Source organism: Acidilobus sp. 7A (assembly GCF_003431325.1).
Taxonomy (GTDB): Archaea; Thermoproteota; Thermoprotei_A; order Sulfolobales; family Acidilobaceae; genus Acidilobus.
This window is the reverse complement of the sequence record NZ_CP010515.1, coordinates 768115-787910: the sequence shown is the minus strand read 5'-3', so window position 1 is coordinate 787910 and position 19796 is coordinate 768115. Positions and strand designations below refer to the sequence as shown.

General features: G+C 59.1%; 18 protein-coding genes. 13 read left to right on the top strand and 5 right to left on the bottom strand.

Going from position 1 to position 19796, the window contains the following annotated elements; genetic code table 11:
- Positions 1 to 1338 (bottom strand): zinc metalloprotease TldD, encoded by a 1338-nt coding sequence (gene tldD / locus SE86_RS04010; RefSeq protein WP_117354383.1) that lies wholly within the window; start codon positions 1336 to 1338, stop codon positions 1 to 3.
- Between the two features lie 204 nt (positions 1339 to 1542).
- On the opposite strand from tldD, the gene gcvH reads away from it, so the two are divergent.
- The 6 genes from gcvH to SE86_RS03980 all read left to right on the top strand — a co-directional run bounded on the left by gcvH (position 1543) and on the right by SE86_RS03980 (position 6507).
- A complete protein-coding gene (gene gcvH / locus SE86_RS04005) occupies positions 1543 to 1968 on the top strand; it encodes a glycine cleavage system protein GcvH (protein ID WP_117354382.1) in 426 nt (141 codons plus the stop codon).
- Positions 1969 to 2073: 105 nt separating this feature from the next.
- Positions 2074 to 3825: a succinate dehydrogenase/fumarate reductase flavoprotein subunit gene (locus SE86_RS04000; RefSeq protein WP_174221335.1), complete on the top strand. Its 1752-nt coding sequence runs from the start codon at positions 2074 to 2076 to the stop codon at positions 3823 to 3825.
- A 4-nt stretch (positions 3826 to 3829) separates the two neighbouring features.
- On the top strand, positions 3830 to 4333 hold the full coding sequence (locus tag SE86_RS03995) for a succinate dehydrogenase (RefSeq protein WP_117355110.1): 504 nt from the start codon (positions 3830 to 3832) through the stop codon (positions 4331 to 4333).
- Between the two features lie 11 nt (positions 4334 to 4344).
- Positions 4345 to 4701 carry a succinate:quinone oxidoreductase gene (locus SE86_RS03990; protein ID WP_117354381.1) on the top strand — a complete coding sequence of 119 codons (357 nt, stop codon included), beginning with the start codon at positions 4345 to 4347 and terminating at the stop codon, positions 4699 to 4701.
- Positions 4702 to 4712: 11 nt separating this feature from the next.
- A complete protein-coding gene (locus tag SE86_RS03985; protein WP_211096459.1) occupies positions 4713 to 5621 on the top strand; it encodes a succinate dehydrogenase/fumarate reductase iron-sulfur subunit in 909 nt (302 codons plus the stop codon).
- 112 nt (positions 5622 to 5733) lie between these two features.
- Positions 5734 to 6507, top strand: a complete 774-nt coding sequence (locus tag SE86_RS03980; RefSeq protein ID WP_236747358.1) for a tRNA (adenine-N1)-methyltransferase — start codon at positions 5734 to 5736, stop codon at positions 6505 to 6507.
- Positions 6508 to 7001: 494 nt separating this feature from the next.
- Here the strand turns inward: SE86_RS03980 and SE86_RS03975 are convergent, their stop codons facing one another.
- Positions 7002 to 8909, bottom strand: a complete 1908-nt coding sequence (locus SE86_RS03975; RefSeq protein ID WP_117354379.1) for an AMP-binding protein — start codon at positions 8907 to 8909, stop codon at positions 7002 to 7004.
- Between the two features lie 233 nt (positions 8910 to 9142).
- Here SE86_RS03975 and mvk point away from each other — a divergent pair, with 233 nt between their 5' ends.
- The 3 genes from mvk (at position 9143) to SE86_RS03960 (ending at position 12212) form a co-directional block, all read left to right on the top strand.
- Positions 9143 to 10114: a mevalonate kinase gene (gene mvk / locus SE86_RS03970; protein WP_158543113.1), complete on the top strand. Its 972-nt coding sequence runs from the start codon at positions 9143 to 9145 to the stop codon at positions 10112 to 10114.
- 316 nt (positions 10115 to 10430) lie between these two features.
- On the top strand, positions 10431 to 11441 hold the full coding sequence (locus SE86_RS03965; RefSeq protein WP_174221358.1) for an ABC transporter ATP-binding protein: 1011 nt from the start codon (positions 10431 to 10433) through the stop codon (positions 11439 to 11441).
- 3 nt (positions 11442 to 11444) lie between these two features.
- Complete coding sequence (locus SE86_RS03960; protein WP_117354376.1) at positions 11445 to 12212, top strand: ABC transporter permease; 768 nt, start codon at positions 11445 to 11447, stop codon at positions 12210 to 12212.
- Positions 12213 to 12508: 296 nt separating this feature from the next.
- Here SE86_RS03960 and SE86_RS08345 read toward each other — a convergent pair whose 3' ends face one another.
- Positions 12509 to 12949 carry a TspO/MBR family protein gene (locus tag SE86_RS08345; protein ID WP_211096458.1) on the bottom strand — a complete coding sequence of 147 codons (441 nt, stop codon included), beginning with the start codon at positions 12947 to 12949 and terminating at the stop codon, positions 12509 to 12511.
- 310 nt (positions 12950 to 13259) lie between these two features.
- Here SE86_RS08345 and SE86_RS03950 point away from each other — a divergent pair, with 310 nt between their 5' ends.
- From SE86_RS03950 to SE86_RS03940, 3 genes are all read left to right on the top strand, one after another.
- Positions 13260 to 13832 (top strand): hypothetical protein, encoded by a 573-nt coding sequence (locus tag SE86_RS03950; protein ID WP_117354374.1) that lies wholly within the window; start codon positions 13260 to 13262, stop codon positions 13830 to 13832.
- 15 nt (positions 13833 to 13847) lie between these two features.
- A complete protein-coding gene (locus SE86_RS03945; protein WP_211096457.1) occupies positions 13848 to 14339 on the top strand; it encodes a flavin reductase family protein in 492 nt (163 codons plus the stop codon).
- A gap of 198 nt (positions 14340 to 14537) precedes the next feature.
- Positions 14538 to 15026, top strand: coding sequence for a class I SAM-dependent methyltransferase (locus SE86_RS03940; protein WP_117354373.1), 489 nt, complete (start codon positions 14538 to 14540; stop codon positions 15024 to 15026).
- 21 nt (positions 15027 to 15047) lie between these two features.
- Here the strand turns inward: SE86_RS03940 and SE86_RS03935 are convergent, their stop codons facing one another.
- A complete protein-coding gene (locus SE86_RS03935; RefSeq protein ID WP_117355107.1) occupies positions 15048 to 17555 on the bottom strand; it encodes a tRNA(Met) cytidine acetyltransferase TmcA in 2508 nt (835 codons plus the stop codon).
- 386 nt (positions 17556 to 17941) lie between these two features.
- Between SE86_RS03935 and SE86_RS03930 the strand changes: the two genes are divergently transcribed.
- Positions 17942 to 18262 (top strand): hypothetical protein, encoded by a 321-nt coding sequence (locus SE86_RS03930; RefSeq protein ID WP_117354372.1) that lies wholly within the window; start codon positions 17942 to 17944, stop codon positions 18260 to 18262.
- A gap of 417 nt (positions 18263 to 18679) precedes the next feature.
- Here the strand turns inward: SE86_RS03930 and SE86_RS03925 are convergent, their stop codons facing one another.
- The gene (locus SE86_RS03925; RefSeq protein ID WP_117354371.1) at positions 18680 to 19516 is read right to left on the bottom strand and encodes a deoxyribonuclease IV; all 837 of its coding nucleotides are present in this window, start codon (positions 19514 to 19516) and stop codon (positions 18680 to 18682) included.
- Between the last annotated feature and the right edge of the window lie 280 nt (positions 19517 to 19796).

The following is a 19796-nucleotide window of genomic DNA, read 5'->3' as shown; positions in this document are numbered from 1 at the left end:
TCATCCCACCTTCATCTTAGAGACCCTGACGTAGGGCCCGCCAGTGCCCACGAAGACACTCTGCCCTGCCTTGCCGCACACACCGGGCCACACCTTGAAGTCCCTGCTGACCCCGTCTATGTTGCCTATGGTCTCTATGGTGTAGCCCGCTATGCCGGCGCCCCTTATGGGCTCCCTCACCTCCCCGTTAACAACGCGGTAGCCCTCCTGTATGCCGAACTGGAACGTGCCGTCATTGCTCGTCTGTCCTCCCATCACAGACTCCATCAGGAAGCCGTCCTTCACGCCCTCCAGCAGCTCCTCGAGACTCATGTCGCCGGGCTTGAAGTAGGTGTTCCTCATCCTCACCACGACGCTGCTCCTGAAGTCCTCCGCCCTCCCGTTGCCCGTGGGCTCCTCGCCCAGGGAGGCGGCGTAGGACCTGTCGTTCATGAGCTCCCTCATGACGCCTCCCTCTATTATCTTGACCTCCCTTCCCCTCACGCCCTCGTCGTCGTACGGGGTTATGCCTATGGCCATCGGGTCGTCAAGCTGGGGCGAGTCAGAGACGTTGACGAAGTCAGCCGCCACCCTCCTGCCCCTCAGCTTCCCGAGTATGCCGTCAACCGCTATGTCCGCCTCCGCCAGGTGGCCCAGGGCCTCGTGGGCGAAGACGCCAGAGACGTCAGGGCTCAGCACCACCTGGTACTGGCCCGGCCTCACCGTCACCCCCTTGAGCTGGGACCTCAGCCTCCTCAGCAGCAGGTCTATGAGCTCATTTACATCAAACACCTCAAGGGCGTAGCCGAGGTAGGTGGACTTTGAGGCGTAGGCTGAGGCCACGACGTCGCCCTCCCTGGCGACCGCCGTAAGCGAAACCCTCGATATCGAGTACCTTAGCTCCAGGTCCCTGCCGTCGCTGCTCCAGTAGCCCTTGTCGTACTCCACCTGGGAGTAGTTGACGGTTATTGACTTAACCCTGGGCTCCTGGGCCCTCACCTGCTCCCTTATCCTCCTGAGCTCCCTCATCACTTCAGCGGGGTCCTCGGCCAGGGGTCTCCTCACCTTGACCTCAACCCTGTCCCTCAGCGGTCTGAGCTCGTAGACCCTGACGTTCCCCTGGCCGGAGGCCGACTTGAAGGCCTCGCGCGCCGCCCCTGCGCCTACCGAGCTCTCAGAGGTGGTGTAGTAGCCCCAGGAGCCGTTGACGAGGACCCTCAGGGCATGGCCCTCGCTCACGCCGTAGTTGTTTACGACCTCCCTGGACTCCGTGCTGCTGACCGCCATGGTTCTAGCCCTGAAGTACCTTAGGTCAGCGAAGGAGGCTCCGAGCCTCATCGCCTCGTCTATGGACTCCACAGCCCTACGCCGAAGGAGGCTCAGCGGCCCAAGGTTTAAAGCATTAATAATGTTTTCGAGGCTCAAGATGTTAACATTAAGCTTGGTCGGCCGACCCTGCCAAGACCTTCGTGTAACCCTGCTGCGATGTGCTGATAGATGATGAGAGCGGCCCTTTGAACATATATAAATTATCCACCTCAGGCAAAGCTCGGGGCGTCTGGCTTGGCAAGGTACATGATGAGCCTCGGGAAGGTGACCTTCCTAGTTGACGACTCCCTGCTCTACACGCAGAGCGACGAGTGGATTAAGGTAGAGGGCAGCTCCATAAGGGTCGGGATAACTGACTACGCCCAGAGGCAGCTCAAGGACATAGTCGGCGTTGACCTGCCCAAGGTGGGCCAGGAGGTCAAGGAGGGCATGGACCTCGCTGTCCTGGAGTCCGTTAAGGCGACGGCGGAGGTCTACTCGCCCGTCACGGGCACCGTTAAGGATGTCAACGAGCAGCTCCTGGACAGGCCTGAGCTTATAAACAAGGAGCCATATGACGGCGGCTGGATAGCGGTGATAGAGGTCAAGGGGATTCTCGACAAGTCCAAGTTCCTGGACCACTCGTCCTACGTTGAGAGCTTGAAGTTGAGGGCCAAGTAGTCATTAGCTGTTACCTTAAGATGTATATGTGTAAACAATTACTTCTTGCTTTTAAACCTCCTGTGCCTTCTCCCCTGTGTAAGTTAACAAGAGGCGAAGCCCTGAATGCCCGTGGAGACCATTTATCATGACATCGTAATCGTAGGGTCGGGCATAGCGGGTCTTAGGGCCGCCGTTGAGATAAAGAGGAGGTACGGCGACAAGCTCAACGTGGGCATGGTAAGCAAAGTACAGCTCATGAGGAGCCACAGCGTGGCCGCCGAGGGCGGCACGGCGGCGGCCCTCTACCCTCAGGAGGGCGACAGCTTCACCCTGCACGCCTGGGACACGATAAAGGGGTCTGACTTCCTTGCTGACCAGGACGTGGTCTGGAACTTCGTTAAGATCATGCCTGAGGAGATACTGCTTCTGGACCACTGGGGCATGCCGTGGAGCCGCAGGCCTGACGGAAGGATAATGCAGAGGCCCTTCGGGGGCCACAGCTTCCCAAGAACTACCATGGCTGCCGACAGGCTCGGGCACGCAGCTATGAGGACCCTTTACAACAAGCTGCTCCAGTACGACGGCTGGGAGAGGTATGACGAGTGGTTCGTCACGGACTTCATAATTGAGAACAACGCCTACAAGGGCCTCTTCGCCATAAACCTCAAGGACGGCAAGCTGTACATGTTCAGGAGCAAGGCAGCCATAATAGCAATGGGAGGCCTGGGCAGGCTCTACCCGTTCACGACCTACGCCCACACGGTGACAGGCGACGGGATGGCAGCGGCCTACAGGGCCGGCCTCGCGATAAAGGACCCGGAGATGGTCCAGTTCCACCCAACCGGCCTGGTGCCCAACGGCATCCTGATAACCGAGGGCGCCAGGGGGGAGGGCGCCATACTTAAGAACAAGAACGGGGAGAGGTTCATGACGAGGTACGCGCCGAAGTTCCTCGACCTGGCCCCAAGGGATGTGGTCTCCAGGGCGATATACACGGAGTACCTGCAGGGCAGGGCGTTCATAGATGAGGCCTCGGGCATGCCGTACGTCCAGCTTGACATGACCCACCTGGGCGAGGAGAAGATCAACGAGAAGCTGCCGAACATTAGGGAGATAGGGATAAGGTACGTCGGCATAGACCCCGTCGAGGAGCCTCTGCCCGTGTTCCCGGCAGCGCACTACCACATGGGGGGCATAGCAACGGACATATACTATCGCGTTATGACGCCAGACGGCAAGTGGGTCAAGGGCCTCTTCGCCGCAGGCGAGGCGGCCGCGGCCTCGGTGCACGGGGCCAACAGGCTCGGGGGGAACGCCACGGCGGAGTGCCTCGTGAGCGGAAGGATAACTGGGATGCTGGCCGGCGAGTACGCCCTCAAGGCAGGCGAGCCCTCAAGCCCGGAGCCTGATGTGGCCAAGAAGGAGGAGGACTTCGTCTGGGGGCTCCTGAAGAGGGAGAGCGGCACCCCCTCGTACCAGGTGAAGAAACAGATGCACGACATAATGATGAAGGACTTCTACGTCTTCAGGGACAACACCAACATGAGCGAGGGCCTCTCAGAGCTCCTCAAGCTCAGGGACTCCTTCCTGACGTCGGTTTACATCGAGGACAAGGACACCATTTACAACACGGACCTGGTGGCCGCCCTGGAGACGTACAACATGCTCCAGGACGCCGTGATCGTCGCGGCGGCAGCCCTCAACAGGACCGAGAGCAGGGGCGCCCACTACAGGACCGACTACCCCAAGAGGGACGATGTGAACTGGCTCAAGCACACAATTGCGGTAAAGGACGTAAGTACGAACCTCGGCGTCTCGTTTACATACCAGCCCGTGACGCTCACTACCTGGAAGCCTGTGGAGAGGAAGTACTGAGGTGATGACCTTGGCAGAGGGCAGGAGGGACCCGGAGGAGCTACCTAACAGGCCTGGCTTCTGGAGGTCAAGCCTAAACCCCTGGACGGTCAGGACCAGGGACAACCCCGAGAGGGTCGCCTTCGTGCTCCACAGGGTGACGGGCTTCATAATACTGGCCTTCCTGCTGGCCCACATAATTGAGACTGACTCGCCCGTCTGGTCCCAGTACTTCCCGTATAGCGGGCTCTCGGGCTGGGCGCTGTGGAACCACATAATGGCGATAGAGTCGGGCCTGGCGTTCAGGATAGGCGAGTTCATAGTGGCCGGCGCCGTGCTCTTCCACGCCCCCAACGGGGTCAGGCTGCTCCTGGCTGAGTTCTTCGGGGTAGGGGTTGGGAGGCCTGGCGACCCGAGGCCGCCTTATGTGCCTGGTACATTCAGGGCGGCCCAGCGCCAGTGGCTTTACGCAGTTTTTGTCGTCTGGATAGTACTGTGGCTCATAGCTGGGGTGATAATATTCTCGTGAGGTGATGGGGGATGGCTGGTAGGGCCTCAAGTATTCAGCTCTGGCAGTACATAACTGCTATACTCATGATTGGGCTGCTCGGCTTCCACCTGCTCCAGAGGGTCCCATGGATATGGGGCGCGTCCACCATGGACCAGACGCTCACTTCCTCCTGGGTCTACCATGACTACGTCTCCTACGGCTGGGCCCTGCTTCTGCTGGCCTACGTGGCCCTGTTCCACGGCCTCAACGGGGTAAAGGGGATGCTGCTTGAGCTTCACCAGGGAAAGCTCTACGAGACGACCATCAACGTGCTGTTCTGGATAGTCTTCTTAGTGTTCGCCGCCATAGCCACCGTCACGGTGGTCAAGCTTCCGCCTCTCCCATGAGGTGATAGCACATGGCGATGGACGTAGAGGCCGCGAGGAGGGTTCCACCCAAACAGGTCATCGTGAGGGTAAGGAGGTACGACCCTGAGGCCAAGAGGATGTGGTGGCAGGAGTACAAGATAGAAGCCCATAGGGGCATGACTGTTCTCGACGCGCTGCTCAAGATAAAGGAGGAGCAGGACCACACGCTGGTGCTGAGGTACAGCTGCAGGCAGGGCATATGCGGCAGCTGCGGCATGACAATCAATGGGACCCCGAGGCTTGCGTGCCAGACGCAGCTGACAGAGGTGGTCAGCGAGGCCAACCCAGTTATGACGGTTGAGCCGCTTTACAACTTCCCAGTGATAAGGGACCTGATGACTGACTTCATGGACTTCTTCAACAAGCACAGGAGCGTCAAGCCGTACCTCATAAGGAAGGACAAGGAGGAGCAGGAGAGCCCCAAGGGACAGTACGACATGTACCCGGACGAGTACCTTCAGACATATCAGTACACTAACTGCATCTACTGCGGCCTCTGCTACGCCGCCTGCCCAGTTGTGGCGGCTGACCCCCAGTTCCTTGGGCCTCAGGCGCTCATGTACGCCCTCAGGTTCGTAAATGACGTAAGGGACGAGGGCTGGGGCGAGAGGTTCCTGATAGTTGACACGGAGCACGGCTGCCACAGGTGTCACTTCGCCGCCTCCTGCAGCGCCGTCTGCCCGAAGGCCGTCGACCCAGCTGGGGCGATACAGGCGCTAAGGAGCAAGCTGTTCAGGTATAGGTTGGGCCTTTACAAGAGGAGAGTAAGCAAGGTCGTGGGGCCGCCGCCTGAGAAGGGTGAGAGGATACAGCTGCCGCCTGAGGCGACCCTGCTGCCGGGCGTTGACCTGAAGAAGCTCGAGGAGGAGCCCGTAGTTATAAAGTTGCCCGAGGAGTGAGCGCTCCTCCTAAACCCCTTTTCTTTCCTTTTTCTTAGGCGTCACCTGCACGCGTCAGCGAGCTCCCTATAAGCTGGCGGTCCCCTGAGCTGAAGGATGCGGCTTGTCCGCTGTGGGCGAGGGCGACTGGGTGCTACTGCTCGTTGAGGGCAGGGAGAGGAGGAAGACCTACGTCTTCAGGGCCAGGGGGAAGGCCTCGTACTCAACCTTCGCCGGGGCTGTCAGGGGTTCCCAGCTCGTGGGCGCTGCCTGGGGCTCAAGGCTTGAGCTTGAGAGGGGAGCGGCCTACGTGCTAAGGCCGACCCTCTACGACATGATGATGCACGTCTACCCCAGAAGGAGCCAGGTGGTCTACCCGAAGGACGCTGGTTACATGACCTCCCTCGCCGGCCTCACGCCGGGCATGAGAGTGCTTGAGGCCGGGGCCGGCAGCGGCTTCCTCACAATATGGATAGCCGCCCACGTGTGCCCAGGCGGCTCAGTCTTCACCTACGAGGTGAGGGATGACATGATAGAGATAGCTTCCGCAAATGTTAAGGCTGCTGGCCTTGAGGGGTGCGTTAAGGTAAAGAAGGGGGACGTGAAGGCCGGCGTTGAGGAGAGGGACCTGGACGCCGCCTTCCTTGACATGCCTGACCCCTGGGAGGCCCTGCCCTCAGTAGGGAGGGCCCTGAGGCCCGCTGCCCCCGTTGTGGTCTTCGTGCCAACCGTTAACCAGGTCATAAAGCTCCTTGAGGCAGTGTCCCGCCTCGGCGGCTTCGCCGTGCAGGAGGTCAGCGAGGTGGTAAAGAGGGAGTGGGAGGCGAGGGCCGAGGCGCTGAGGCCAAGCGTGAGGATGATAGGGCACACGGGCATGATAGTGCTCCTCAGATCCCTAACCTCATAAACGTGCCACCTTTATATGGCAAGTTTAGAGTTTTAATGGGGGTCTTATGATATTCTCATTGAAGCGCTTTAAGGCGAAGATAATTGTACGACATGATCTTATGAAACGAGGGGCGGCGAGGCGCTGGAGGACCTGTTAAGGCAGAGGTAGAAATTAAAGGGAAAAAGAAAAGTGGAAGGGATGCTTAGGTTTACTCAAACACCTCACTGAAGAGCCTCCTCAGATAGTCCTTTTACACGCTGAGTTTTTGCGCTTGCAACGCTGCCATGCTGCCCTCTGACCCCTCCCCGCCCTTAAGGGCGAGGTTTGCCTTTTGTTTTTATCAGACCCTTCGGCGGAGGTGCGGCTTTTTCAGCTATCGCTACTTCAAGTCCGTGGCATGTACTTAGTAGTACCTAAGCGCCTTGAGTGGCCCGCCAGCGCGTTTAGCGACGTCAACATAATTACAGCTGTCGTGGAGCCTAAAGTGATACCTGCCCTGGTCGTCAAGTAATTTAGGGCCCCTGCATAGCCCTCTTGAACTCGTCCCTGACCTGCTCTATGAGCTTCCTCGTCTCCTCAAAGGCAGCTGGGTCGTCAAGCGTTGATGTGTCCCCCAGCGGCTCCTGCCTGAGGACGGCCCTGATTACTCTCCTCATAATCTTGCCGCTCTTTGTCTTGGGCAGCTTCCTGACGAAGACGACCCTGTCCACGATGAAGCCGGCGTTCCTGGCGTACGCCTTTATGTCGTTGGCCAGCTGGTCAGAGGGCTGGTAGCCCGGCCTCAGGACGACAAAGGCCAGCAGGGCCTCGCCCTTCCCGCCTGGCACGGGCATGCCGGCTGCTGCGACCTCAGCCACGGCGGGGTGGGTGCCTATGGTGCTCTCGACCTCCATAGTTCCTACCCTCTGGCCCCCGGCGGCCAGGACGTCGTCGGCCCTGCCGAGTACGTACAGGTAGCCGTCCTCGTCCATATAGCCGTAGTCCCCCGTGTAGAAGTAGCCTGGGAACCTGCTCCAGTAGGTCTTGGCGTACCTCTCAAGGTTGGGGTCGTTCCACATCTTCCCCAGGGCCGGGCTGAGCGGCTTGAGGGCGATGTAGCCCTTCTGGCCTGGGGGCAGGGGCCTGCCCTCGTCGTCAAGTATGAAGACCTGGGTCGGGGAGAAGGCTATCCCGGCCGACCCTGGCCTGAAGGGTATCTCGCCCATGCCATAGGGGGTCCCTGCCACAGGGCTGAGGTGCTCCGTCATCCAGTAGGCGTCGCCTATCATTACGTCGGGCAGGTTCTCCCTGAACCACTGCCAGGCGCCCACGTTAAGCGGCTCGCCGGTGTTAAGTATGACCCTGAGGCTTGACGTGTCCGCCCCCCTGACGGACTCTGCGCCAAGGCCCTTGAGGGCGTAGAGGGTCGTCGTTGATGACCACACGTGGGTCACGCCGAACCTCTCGATGACCCTCGCGAACAGGTCAGGCCTGGCCCCCACGTAGCCCTCGAAGAGCACAGCCGTGACGCCTGAGGCGGGGGCCGTGTAGAGGTTAGCCATGGGCCAAACCGGCCAGCCGAGCTCAGATATCGTCCACCAGACGTCGTTAGGTCCCAGGTTGAAGAGGGCCTTGAAGGTCCAGTTGAGCGCCACCACGTAGCCCCCCTGGGTCTGGGTTATCCCCTTAGGCCTCCCGGTGGTGCCGCTGGTGTAGTATATGGTGCCCACCTCGTTGGCCTCGACGGGCTCAGGGGGGACGTAGACCTTGCCCTTGGGCGCTATGTCCTCATAGACCACGTCCCTGCCGCCCCTGAGGTTGAAGTCCGAGAAGCCCCTGCTCACAACAAGCACCTTCTCAACAGGCGTCTGGTACCGCTCCAGGACCCTGTCGACCATGTCCTTTATCCTGACCTCCTGGCCGGCCCTGAAGCCCTTGGACGCCACCACCATGACCTTGGAGCTGGCGTCCTGGAGCCTGAAGGCCAGGACGTCGTCGCTGAGGCCCGTGTAGTGGATGGCCAGCACCGCGCCGAGCCTGTGGACGGCCAGGCCGAAGTAGACAGCCTCAGGTATGCTGGGCATCATCATTGAGACAACGTCGCCGTGCTTAACGCCGAGCTCCCTGAGGACGTGGGCGGCCCTGTTGACCTCGAGGTACAGGTCCCTGAATGTGATGGCCTTCACGTCAAGGGACTCGTTTGTCCAGTAGAAGGCCACCTTGTTGGGGAACTCCTCGAGGTGCCTGTCGGCGGCGTTGTAGGCAACGTTTGTCAGGCCGCCGACGAACCACCTCTCGTAGGGCGGTGTTCCCTCGAGCGCCTTCTCGGGGTACCTGAACCACGATATCAGGTTGGCCTGCTGGGCCCAGAAGCCCGCAGGGTCCCTGGAGGCCCTCTCGGTGAGGGCCTTGACCCTCTTGAAGGAGTAAAACTCCTCCACGCCTTATTCCCACTATTTTAGAACTCCTATAAAGCGGTATTAAGTCGTTAATGAGGGTCTGTATAAGATATTGTGGCCAACTATACGCCAACCAGATGCCTTGCAGACAGCGGCTGCTGGGAGGCCTTGGCTTGAAGGCTGTAATGTTGAATAGGTGGGGGCTACTCGACAACTGTTATAGAAAGACGCGGCAAGCATAATAAAGGTCAACAGCGGATTCTGCTAGGATGCCTATGAAGTACTCGAGGGCCAGCGCGCCAGCCAAGGTGATACTGTTCGGCGAGCACTTCGTGGTCAACGGCTCAAGGGCCATAGCCACAGCCCTTGACCTGCCTACAGTTGCAACCGCGATAGAGAAGGCCTCGTGGCCGCTCGAGATAGAGTCGACGTCGCTCGGCCTGAGGTGCGTCACGGGCCCTGAGCTGACGTGCAGCTCAAGGGAGCTTGAGCCCCTGTTATCAATAATAAGGGCCCTGCGCTCAAGGGACTATGACGTGCCTCCGGCCAGGCTCACCGTAGAGAGCGACATACCCCCATCGGCTGGACTGGGCTCAAGCGCCTCCGCCTCAGCGGCCGCCGCGGCTGCCCTTACAGCCCTGGCGGGCCAGGACATAGACCCTGAGGAGCTTTTCGAGGTGACCATGGAGGGCGAGAGGGTGGCCCACGGGAACCCAAGCGGCGTTGACCCCGCTACTGTGGTCTACGGCGGCACCATAGTCTTCAGGAGGGGACAGGGCGTCCTGGAGAGGCTCCAGGGAGGGCTCAGCGTGCCCCTGGTGGTGGCGGACTCTGGCTTGAGGAGGAGCACGGCGGCCCCAGTGCTCAACGTGCTGAAGTTCCTTGACAGGGTCGGCCCCCTCAGGGTCTCCCTGCTGGGCCTTGTCGAGCAGCTGATCGACCTGGCCTGGTCGGCCATAAGGGGCAACCAGCTCGAGGACATAGGGGCCCTCATGAACATAAACCACGGCCTCCTCTCCGCCATAGGCGTCTCAACCCCTGAGCTTGAGGAGCTTGTCTACGCGGCCAGGAGGGCTGGGGCGCTAGGCGCCAAGCTGACGGGGGCAGGCTGGGGAGGCTCAATAATAGCCATTACAAGGCCCGGCGAGGCCGAGAGGGTGGCGGCTGCCCTCACCTCCAGGTCGAGCTGGGTCAGGGTACTTGATGGTGGAGCCCCTGGGACAAGGGTTATCAAGGTGAATCCTTAGCTTCACGGAAGCCTCGCCCTGCTGGGTGACGCGTGGCGGCTAGCAATCTATCTTGCTCGTAACAATGCCAGGCGCGGGCCAAGGCGTCATTGTATGGCATTGTTAGGTAAGCGCGCTCTCCAAGCCTCCTCGAAGAGCGCAGGGCCTCATGGACTAGGGCTTTTATGCGCTTGAGAGCAGCCTTGCGGCCTCGCGTCCTAAGCGCTTGAGGTTATTTAGTGCTTCCTTCTCACAGTGCCACTATATTTTTTTAAAGCAAACTTTTCAATTAATTATTGCATTAAACCTATAAGCTCGGTTTTCCGTTACACCCTTGGTGACTTTAGTAACGTTAGCCGTAGAGGTAAGGGATCTAGTTAAAGTCTACTCCGGCGGCGTCACCGCGTTAAACGGCGTCAACCTCACCGTTGAGGAGGGGGCCTCCCACGCTATCCTAGGCCCCAACGGGGCTGGCAAAACCACACTCATAAGGATCGTCACCACCCAGATCAAGCCTACTCGGGGCTCTGTCAAGGTCTTCGGCTTTGACGTCTCGTCCCAGGGGGAGAGGGTCAGGGAGCTGATAGGCTACGTGCCCCAGGAGATGAGCCTGTGGACCGACCTGACCGGGTATGAGAACGCCCTCATATACGCCAAGATATACGGTATAGAGTCCAGCAGGAGGGCCGAAGTCGTTGAGGAGGCCCTAGAGTTCATGGGGCTGAGGGAGGCATCTAGGAGGCTCGTGAAGACGTACTCCGGCGGCATGATAAGGAGGTTAGAGATAGCCATAGCGCTGATGAGCAGGCCAAGGCTGATTATACTTGATGAGCCCACCATCGGCTTAGACCCGAGGGCGAGGATGCTCGTATGGGAAAGCCTTTTATCATACAAGAAGGAGTATGGCACTACCATATTCTTTGCAACCCATTACATGGACGAGGCAGACAGGTACGCGGAGAGGATCTCCATGATTAACAGGGGGAAGATAATAGCGGAGGGAACGCCCCTAGAGCTCAAGAAGACCTACGGAGTTGACAAGGTAGTCCTTCGGGTAGGCGGGGACGCGGAGAGGGCCAAGGAGGTACTCTCGGGGCTCGGCTTCAGCGCGGTCGCTGGTAACAACGGTGAGATCTCGGTCGTCACGAAGGAGCCCGCGACGGCGCTGCCAAAGATTATAGAGGGGCTCTACAGCGCTGACATCAAAGTGCTTGAGGCGAGGGTCGTAGAGGCCTCCCTTGACGACGTCTTCATCAAGCTCACGGGCAGAGGGATCTCTGAGGGGGAGGAGAGGGAGCGCGTAAGGGAGGTCCTGTCGACCAGGGGTATGATCAGGAGGGGTGGCTGAGCCATGAACGCCAGGACGCTGAGGGCGTTCACAAGCGTCTTGGCTATGGTTGAGATGGAGCTAAGGAGGGTGTGGCACGACCCGGTGGAAATTGTCACTAGGGCCGTACAGCCGATCCTCTGGGTGACAGTCTTCAGCGTCGTCATGGCCCACAGGGTAGCGCTAGGCGTCCAGGACTACACCTCCTTCATAGCCCCTGGCGTCGTGTTCCAGTCAGCGACCTTCATAGCGCTAGGCTACGGCATCATGATGGTGTTCGAGAGGGAGTCAGGCGTCCTCAAGAGGCTCCTCTCATCGCCGATCCCGAGGGCAAACATAGTTATAGGGAGGGCCCTTGCGGGGTCCGTGAGGGCGTCAACGCAGTACATAATAGTGCTGGCCTCAGCGGCCCTGGTTGGGGCTAAGTTCACCGACAACCCTCTGCTGCTGACAGCAGGCTACCTCATAGTTATATATGTGGACATAGGTTTTACAGCCATGTCGATACTCCTGGCGTCAGTGATGAAGACCAGGGAGAGGTTCATGGGGATAATTGGCGCGATATCGATGCCGCTGTTCTTCACAAGTAACGCGCTATACCCTCTAAAGATAATGCCTAAGCCGCTCCAAGCCGTTGCCCTGTTTAACCCGCTTACGTATGCAGTGGACGCGACGAGGGGCCTGATACTGTACGATAAGCTGGACATCTCCATGGACCTGCTGGCGCTAACTATATTTAACGTCCTCTTCCTAGCCATAGCCATAAAGGAGCTAAGCAAGATAATAGAGTAACGGCGCCAGATGCTAAAGGCGAGGCATCGCAGTCCCTCCGCCCATTGAGACGGGAGATTGCTACCTGTACTTCATTTGAAGAGGTGGACACCCCGTAAAGTGTTGTTAGCATCAGCCCAGACGAGAGGCCCGCCTAGGCTGAGGAGACCTACACAGCATGTATAGGTACGTTTTCAAGGGGGCGTAAGCTTAGGCGGCGACGCGATCTCAAGGAGCGCCCTCCTAGTTGCATAGCCCCTATTCCTCGAGCTTGAATAGGGTTATACTTTCGCAAAGTTTTAAGCCATCTTTTAAAACTAGGTATTCAGTATGAATACATAATAGTTTAGTAAAGCCGCAAAGGTTACCCACGCTATGTAAGGAAGCAGTAGGTATGCCGCAGCTCTACTAGTCATGAAGAACAGTACTGTAGTGACTGCTATAGAGATCCAAAGCAGCACTATCTCAACGAAACTGTAAAACAGTTTATGCATACCAAAGAACAACACGGACCACAGCACATTCAAAACCAACTGAACACCAAAAGCCCATAACGCGGGCTCTACTATTGCTCTATTCCCTCCGCTTTCAAATACCAGGTAGAGTGACAGCCCCATCAAGAAGTAAAGTATAAGCCATACAGGTCCAAAAAGCCAGTTGGGTGGATTAAACCAAGGCTTTCTCAGCGTAGAATACCAGCTCGGAATCGCAGGTATAGTAAATATTGAGCCGATTACGCCTGCTAGTTCGCATAGCACTATAAATGCGATTAAAGCGGTTAAGTTTCGGACCACAGCGAATATGCCATAGTAAACGCTGGGACCCTGACAAACTAAAGCCTTTCTTCAATGATAAAACTGATCACTACGGCAGGAGTTACTTTTTCTTTATTGAAGACAAACCGCTGCAGTAAGCAGGGTTAGCCGTGAATAAGGTAACTAAAATGAATAAGGCCACCATAAAAATCGTGGTGGAGGAGTGCTAGGACAGGGAGCATACTGGCCGCAGGTGTTACTTGCCCCTCCCTGCGAAAGCCTCCTTTAGTCTAATGTTTTCAGGGAGTGGGCCTTGAGCCAGCAGTCTGAGAGGGCCGTCAGCAAGGAGACCCTTGAGGCCTACCTTAAGAGGAGGATACAGGAGCTCGAGGATGAACTTAACGCCCTCAGGACGCTGCTCTCATACATAGAGGACGCGGGCAAGGTGAGCCCAGCGGAGAGGGCCGAGGACGTCAAGGTGGGCAGGAGGAGGGTTGCCAGGCTCCTCAGGGGCGAGGGCTACGTGAGGGTTGTGCCTGACATACCGCTTGCGCTGCCCAAGGAGGTCAGGGAGTACCTCGACACTGTTGAGGCCGAGATCAAGGCCTACCAGGGCGGGGAGCAGGCTACTGGGGAGGGCGGAGGCGTGAAGCTCACAATCAAGGAGAGGCCTGACGGCAGCGTGGCGGAGATAAAGTTCGACGGCCTCTACTCCACGCTCGAGTTCCTCAAGGCAAAGGCTGCCCTTAAGTACGCCATGGAGGTCTCATATGAGGTCTACAGGGCCCAGATGAAGGGGGGTGAGGAGGAAGAGGGTCAGGATGAGGGAGGCGGGGGAGGCGAGGAGAGGAAGGCGAGAAGGACGTTTAATTTGGCCACACACTAGGCCCCGGGACGTGACTTGGACGCAGGGGAGCTGGTAAAGGGCTTCATGAGGTCGGCAGCCCAGCAGGTCTACGTTGTAACGGCGAGGGGAGCCGGGGGCTCCTACGCGGCCCTTACAGTGAGCAGCATGACGAGCCTCAGCGTAAATCCCCCTCTCATACTCGTGTGCATAGATAAGTCCAGCAGGAGCCATGAGGTCCTTGTCAATGCCCCCCACTTTATAGTGACCCTCCTCTCAAAGGAGGATGAGTGGGTCTCCCGCATAATGGCTGAGCCAGGGGACCCCCTTGACAGGCTGAGGAGGGTTAACTACGTTGAGGGGAAGTATGGACCCATGCTGCCTCTCGCCAGGCCGTACCTTGTCGCCAGGAGGTGGGCTATCTACGACGGCGGCGACCACTCAATAGTAGTAGGCGAGGTCATAGATGGCGAGGCGCCCCAGGTCAGGTGCCCCCTGCTCTACTATAACAGGGAGTACACTACCACTCAGGGCTGCGAGGTCTCCTAGGCTCACGGCTGGCCTAATTCTACTGTGAGGCCACGAAGGGCCTCACTGATATTCAATCGCAGGGGCCGCAGGCCCTTGTTGCCGCGCGCTAGCAAACGCATGGAGAAAAGGCCTTTAACAGTACGGGGCCAACGCGTAATAAGGGTACCCACTACGGGGGATAATGAGGGGTTTGAAGAGGACCTAGGGTGGATAGCCATGGCGTTGGGAGGTCCGTCGGTGCCGTTTGTGCCCACGAGGCCAGAGGTGCTTGACCTTGTTTTCCAGGCGCTTGACCTCAAGGAGGGCGACGTCCTCTACGACCTCGGCTGCGGCGACGGCAGGATAGTGGTTGAGGCCGCCAAGAGGTACCCGGTAAAGAAGGCGGTGGGCGTCGAGCTGAGGGATGAGCTCTACAAGGAGGCCACCGAGAGGGTCAAGAGGGAGGGCCTCGATAGCAGGGTTGAGATAATTCACGGCGACTTCTTCAGGGTACCCATATCTGAGGCCACTGTCGTCTACATGTACCTGCTGACCAGCGTCAACGAGGCGCTCAAGCCTAAGCTCAAGCAGGAGCTGAAGCCAGGCACCAGGGTCGTGACGCTTGACTTCCAGATACCTGGCTGGAAGCCCGTCAAGGTAATAGGCGATAGAGGAGGCTGGCAGAGGACCCTTTACGTCTACGTCATAGGGGACTCTGACGTTTAAGAGGCATTTCTTTAGCTAGCCCTACTTTTTGCCTACTGCGCTTGCCGGGCTGTCCAGCTCGTCAAAGCCCAGCGCCTTCATGGAGCCCTCGCCGAGGCCGTAGTACCTCTCAGCTATCTTCCTGACGGCGGCCCTCACGAGGGAGAGAGCGTCCTCGAACTGAATGCCGAGCTCCCTTGAGACCTCGGGCCAAGGCCTGCCCTGCATGACCTTAACTATGAGCGCCAGCTCCTCCTCCCTCGTTAGGAGCCCCCTGTCGAGCGGCGCCCTGGCCCAGTAGGCGCTCACTACCTCCTTTATGACGTCGTTGCTGGTCTCATAGGTCATAGGTCCGTAGAGGTAGGCCCACAGCCTCTGGTACCTGAGCTCCGTCAGGGGAGGCACCTCCTCCGTCACGGGCGCTGTTGAGCTCAGCATGGCGGCGGCTACGTCAGGCTCCATGCCCCTGTAGCTGTCCTGCAGCGCCTCAAGAAGCTTTACCTTGACCTCCCTGTTTGCCACAGCCGCGAGCTTTGAGGCCTGCTCGCCTATCGGCCTGAGGACCAGGACCGTGAACTCCCCGCTGACAGGGTTCCTGTCAGGGCTTACGTGTATCAGCTGGAAGCCGTTCCTGTGCCAGAACCTCACGAGCCTCTCGTTAACGCCGAAGCCGCTGCCCACCCAGTCGTAGCCCCTCTTCACGGCCTCGTCGAATATGAACCTCAGGAGGGCCGAGCCGACGCCCCTGTCCTGGACGCTCGGGTGGGTTGCTATTCTAACAATCCTCCAGCCCCTCAGCCTGCCGAAGGATGGCACCCTGAGGTGCTTTATGACCCTGTCAGGTATGATGTTGCCCTTGGTCTTGTCCTGGTTGAGGAGGGTGTTGCAGAGCTCCTCGTCAAGCCCTCCCTCCTCTGCGAGGAGGGAGGCCGCCACTATCCTGCCTGAGCCCGTCGCCACCGCCCTTATGCTGTAGTGCGGGGCGTCAGCCACGAGGGCCAGGTCGTCAGGCTCGTTCCTGTAGTGGGCCTGCACGTATATGCCGAAGGCCTGCCTGAGCAGGTCCTCCCTCTTGAGGAAGAGCTCCTCAGGCTCAAGCACGAGGTATTGGAGCCTCCCCTCCTTTATGTCAGTCAGGTCTGGCTCCTCGAGCTTTGCGGGCTCCGCGTCAAGGAGGAGCACGTCGAAGAGCCAGGCCTCTATCGGGTCGTCCTCGGAGTACCTTATGGGCTCCCTCATCTCAAACTGCCTGAGCTCAGTGTTGGGGTCCTGCTTGACCTCTCCGAGGAACCTGACGCTGAAGCCCCTGCCGGCCCCCTCGTAGCCGTGCACTGTTGAGGCGACAAGCACCCTTGAGTGGCTCCTCCATATCTTGTGCAGGAGGGGGACCGGCAGGCCGCTGGCCTCGTCTATTATAACTATGTCGGCCTCTGCCTCAGGCACCCTGTCTGGGCTGACGTACTTTATGATGAAGCCCTTCCCCTTGAAGCCCTCTATGAGGCCCCTGTCAGCGATGACTTCGACGTCGAGCCCCTCAGCCTCGAAGGCCTTCTTAGCAAGCTCCATGAGGCTCTGGGTGTTCTGGAGGTCAGGCGAGGTCACCACAACTCTGAGCCTCCTCTGGCCGCCCAGCGCCTTGGCGAGCCCCGCCATAGCTATGCCAGCGGCGCAGCTCTTCCCCCTGCCCCTGTCCGCTGTTATGACAAGCAGCTTCCTCCTGCCCCTCCCCGGCGGCTCTATGAGCCACTCTGCCTGCCTTATGGCCTCCACCTGGTCCTGCGTGAGGGCCAGCGAGTAGAGCTCCCTTGGGAACTCCGCCTCCTCAGGCAGGCTCACCTGCCTCTCCTTGGCAGGGGGCAGCTTGACCGGCTCCCCGCTGACCAGCCTGTCGTTATCAAGGTCTATCACGAAAACGTTCCTGTTGTGCTCCAGCAGCTTCCTCTTGAACCAGCTTATGAAGACGTGCCTCGGCTGCTCATGGCCCGGCACTACGAGGTTCCTCTTAAACTCCGTCAGCTGCTGGTCCCACGAATCCCACGAGGGGGCCTGAAGGACTATCATGCCGCCCCCCTCGACTATGCCAACTAGTATGCCGAGCCTGTTGGGCCTCAGGTCGTTGACAAGGTCGAGCACGAGGCCCTGGAAGGTGGTGCCGAGGTACCTCCTGGCGTCCTCCGACTTTATTATTGAGAGCTTGAGCAAGTTGCCCCTCTCCTTGACTGACCTCTTGACAAGCTCCTTCCTCAGCTGGGAGTCCTCAAAGTACTGGTTGAAGGCGTAGAGGACCCTTATCTGCGGCCTCCCCTTGAGCGACCTCATGACCTGCTCGTACGTTATTAACGTGAATGCCGTGGCGACCCCGACCTTAACTGGGTCGGAGCCGCTCAGCACAACCATGACCCTGGTCCCCGAGGCGGCCGCGTACTTTACGGCCTTCCTGAGGAGGCGCCTGAGCCTCAGCAGGGACTCAGGCATCTCCTTGCCGAGCTCGTATGAGGCCTCCTCAGCCTCCCTCTTTACCCTCTCCCTCTCCTCGGGACTCCTTCTCACGGCCACCACGGCCGCAGTTAAGGGTATGGGGCGGACTTATAACAAGCGTTCAGAGGCTATGTCTAAAGGCTTTGACGACGTTTGCCGTCGCTGAGGGGCCTGGGCGGCGATTGGAGCCATGCCCCAGGCCGCCAGAGGGCCTTAGTCACCGTAGATGGGGGACCTCGTGCCGTTGGGGCTGACGGCCGCTTATGACGTACTTGTGATGCCGCTGAGCCCAGTGGAGATGTAGCACCTCAAGCGGCGCTGCAGATGCTTAAGACGTTAGTTGCCATCAGAGGATGCTGATAACTGGCCCACCGCCAGGCGGCTCAGGCCTTGGCCTGGCCCGCTCAAGAGCTTCAGCCCCTTTAATAGGGCCCCGCAAGAGTATTACGGGGGCCGACTTGGAGACGAGGGCAATAGAGAGGCCAGCCGTCTGTCCCTCCTGCGGGGCCCCAGGGACATACAGCTACGTGGTGTCAGGGCCCGTCAACAGGGACGGAGACACCTTCATAGAGGTCAAGTACCACTTCAAGTGTGAGGTCTGCGGCCACACCGAGGAGGGCACTGTTTACGTGCCTCTTGAAGGCCTGTACAGGCTCAGGTACCTGCTGGTGCCCGAGGCAATGGCTGTTATAGAGAGGGCGAAGGTTCTCACGGAGGTGTCGCTCCTTGACATCAAGGCCGGGGCCGAGGCCAGGGCGACGGCCGGCGGCGACCGCTAGGCTTCTCCGCTGATAACGCTCCCTGGAGAGGGCCCGCCAGCTCGCTCTCGTCAAAGGAGGCCTTAAAGCGGACAGACCGTTTGTCCCTACGCACTCACCTCAATCACCTGCTTATTCATGATAGAGCGCAGGGACCCCCACATCGCCCGCGTCTCATAGGCAATCGGCGTGGCTCATGGGCAGCCGTCAAGCCCAGCGGCGCGAGGCCCCATCTAAGGCCCCGTTCCCCTAGCCCTTGGGGCATCTCCCCCATCAGGTGAGGGGTCACCACTTAGCCTGTTCGGACGTAATACCATGAAGGATCTCTATTGACGTGAAAAGGGTTCAGCCCTACAGGCGCCTTAATTTAATAGCCTTAGGAGGGGGCGTTATTGCCGAACATTAACGTTAGCGGCGTCAGCGGCACGATTTTGATCGTCACAGGTACTTCTCGCAGACCCTCTTCATGAGCAGCGCGTCCTGCTCAAGTATGGGGCTCTCGCTTATTATCACGCCATCTATGCCCGTGTCAACATAGGCCTTGCAGACGTACTCCCACTCAGGCCCGAAGCCCTGCTCCCCAAGCGTGTGGTGCTCCCTCTCGCCCCCCTTGCCGTACTCTATCTTTGAGAAGTGAGTGTGCAGAGGCTTCACCGCCCACGTGCCCAGCTCCTTCTCTATCCTGTCTATCACCTTTATCACGTCATCCTCGCTGTTTATGTCCTTCCCCTCAGTCCTAGCGTGGAGGTGAGCCCAGTCAACAGCGGGCCTGACCCTCTCATGGGACTGGCATATCCTTATGGTCTCCTCCACGTCGCCCACCTGTGACTCCTTGCCGGTGGTCTCAGGGGCCAGCCATGCCACCTTAAGTTCGAGACCCTCAAATACCCTCCCCATGGCCTCTACTACTCTCCTGAGGGCCTCCTCCCTGCTCGCGTTCCCCTTTACGTAGCCCGGGTGGAAGACGACGGCGTAGGCACCCATCCACTCGGACGCCTGGGCGGCCTCCCTCAGCCTCTCTACGCTCTTTGCAACGGTGTCCTCCTCAGGGCTGGCCAGGTTTATGAAGTAGGGGGCGTGCATGCTCAGGACCACGTCATTCTGCTGGGCGACCTCCCTTATCCTCTCAGCCTTCTCCCTGGCCACCCTGACGCCCCTGACGGCCTCATACTCTAGGGCGTCAAGGCCCATCTGCCTGAGGAGGGGGGGCACATCCTCATAGTCGCCGCTGAAGTTAGTTGGCTTGCCGGCTGGCCCGAACCTTAGAGTGGTCAAGCCTCTCCCCGGCTAGGAGTTAGTTGGGGGAGGTAAAAGGGGAGACGCTTATACTTAGGAAGGAGGGGTGTCTGGGTAACTGTGAAGCCCCTTATCAGGAGCGCCCCGTCGACGTTGCCTGGGAGTGGAGAAACTGAGCCAGCCCCACGAAGGTCCAGGGGCAGGGACGATGCATACGTAAACCGAGTAGGCCGCGTAGGCTGACCAGCAGCGCTAAGTAGAAAGCCTTCTTCCCCTCAAGCAGGACCCCGAGGCTGTCTGTAACTTTTTTAACGTAACT

Coding starts and splice junctions, on each gene's coding strand:
- SE86_RS04000 (WP_174221335.1), top strand. CDS start 2,074: ATGCCCGTGGAGACCATTTATCATGACATCGTAATCGTAGGGTCGGGC.
- SE86_RS03995 (WP_117355110.1), top strand. CDS start 3,830: ATGACCTTGGCAGAGGGCAGGAGGGACCCGGAGGAGCTACCTAACAGG.
- SE86_RS03990 (WP_117354381.1), top strand. CDS start 4,345: ATGGCTGGTAGGGCCTCAAGTATTCAGCTCTGGCAGTACATAACTGCT.
- SE86_RS03985 (WP_211096459.1), top strand. CDS start 4,713: ATGGCGATGGACGTAGAGGCCGCGAGGAGGGTTCCACCCAAACAGGTC.
- mvk (WP_158543113.1), top strand. CDS start 9,143: ATGAAGTACTCGAGGGCCAGCGCGCCAGCCAAGGTGATACTGTTCGGC.
- SE86_RS03960 (WP_117354376.1), top strand. CDS start 11,445: ATGAACGCCAGGACGCTGAGGGCGTTCACAAGCGTCTTGGCTATGGTT.
- SE86_RS03940 (WP_117354373.1), top strand. CDS start 14,538: ATGGCGTTGGGAGGTCCGTCGGTGCCGTTTGTGCCCACGAGGCCAGAG.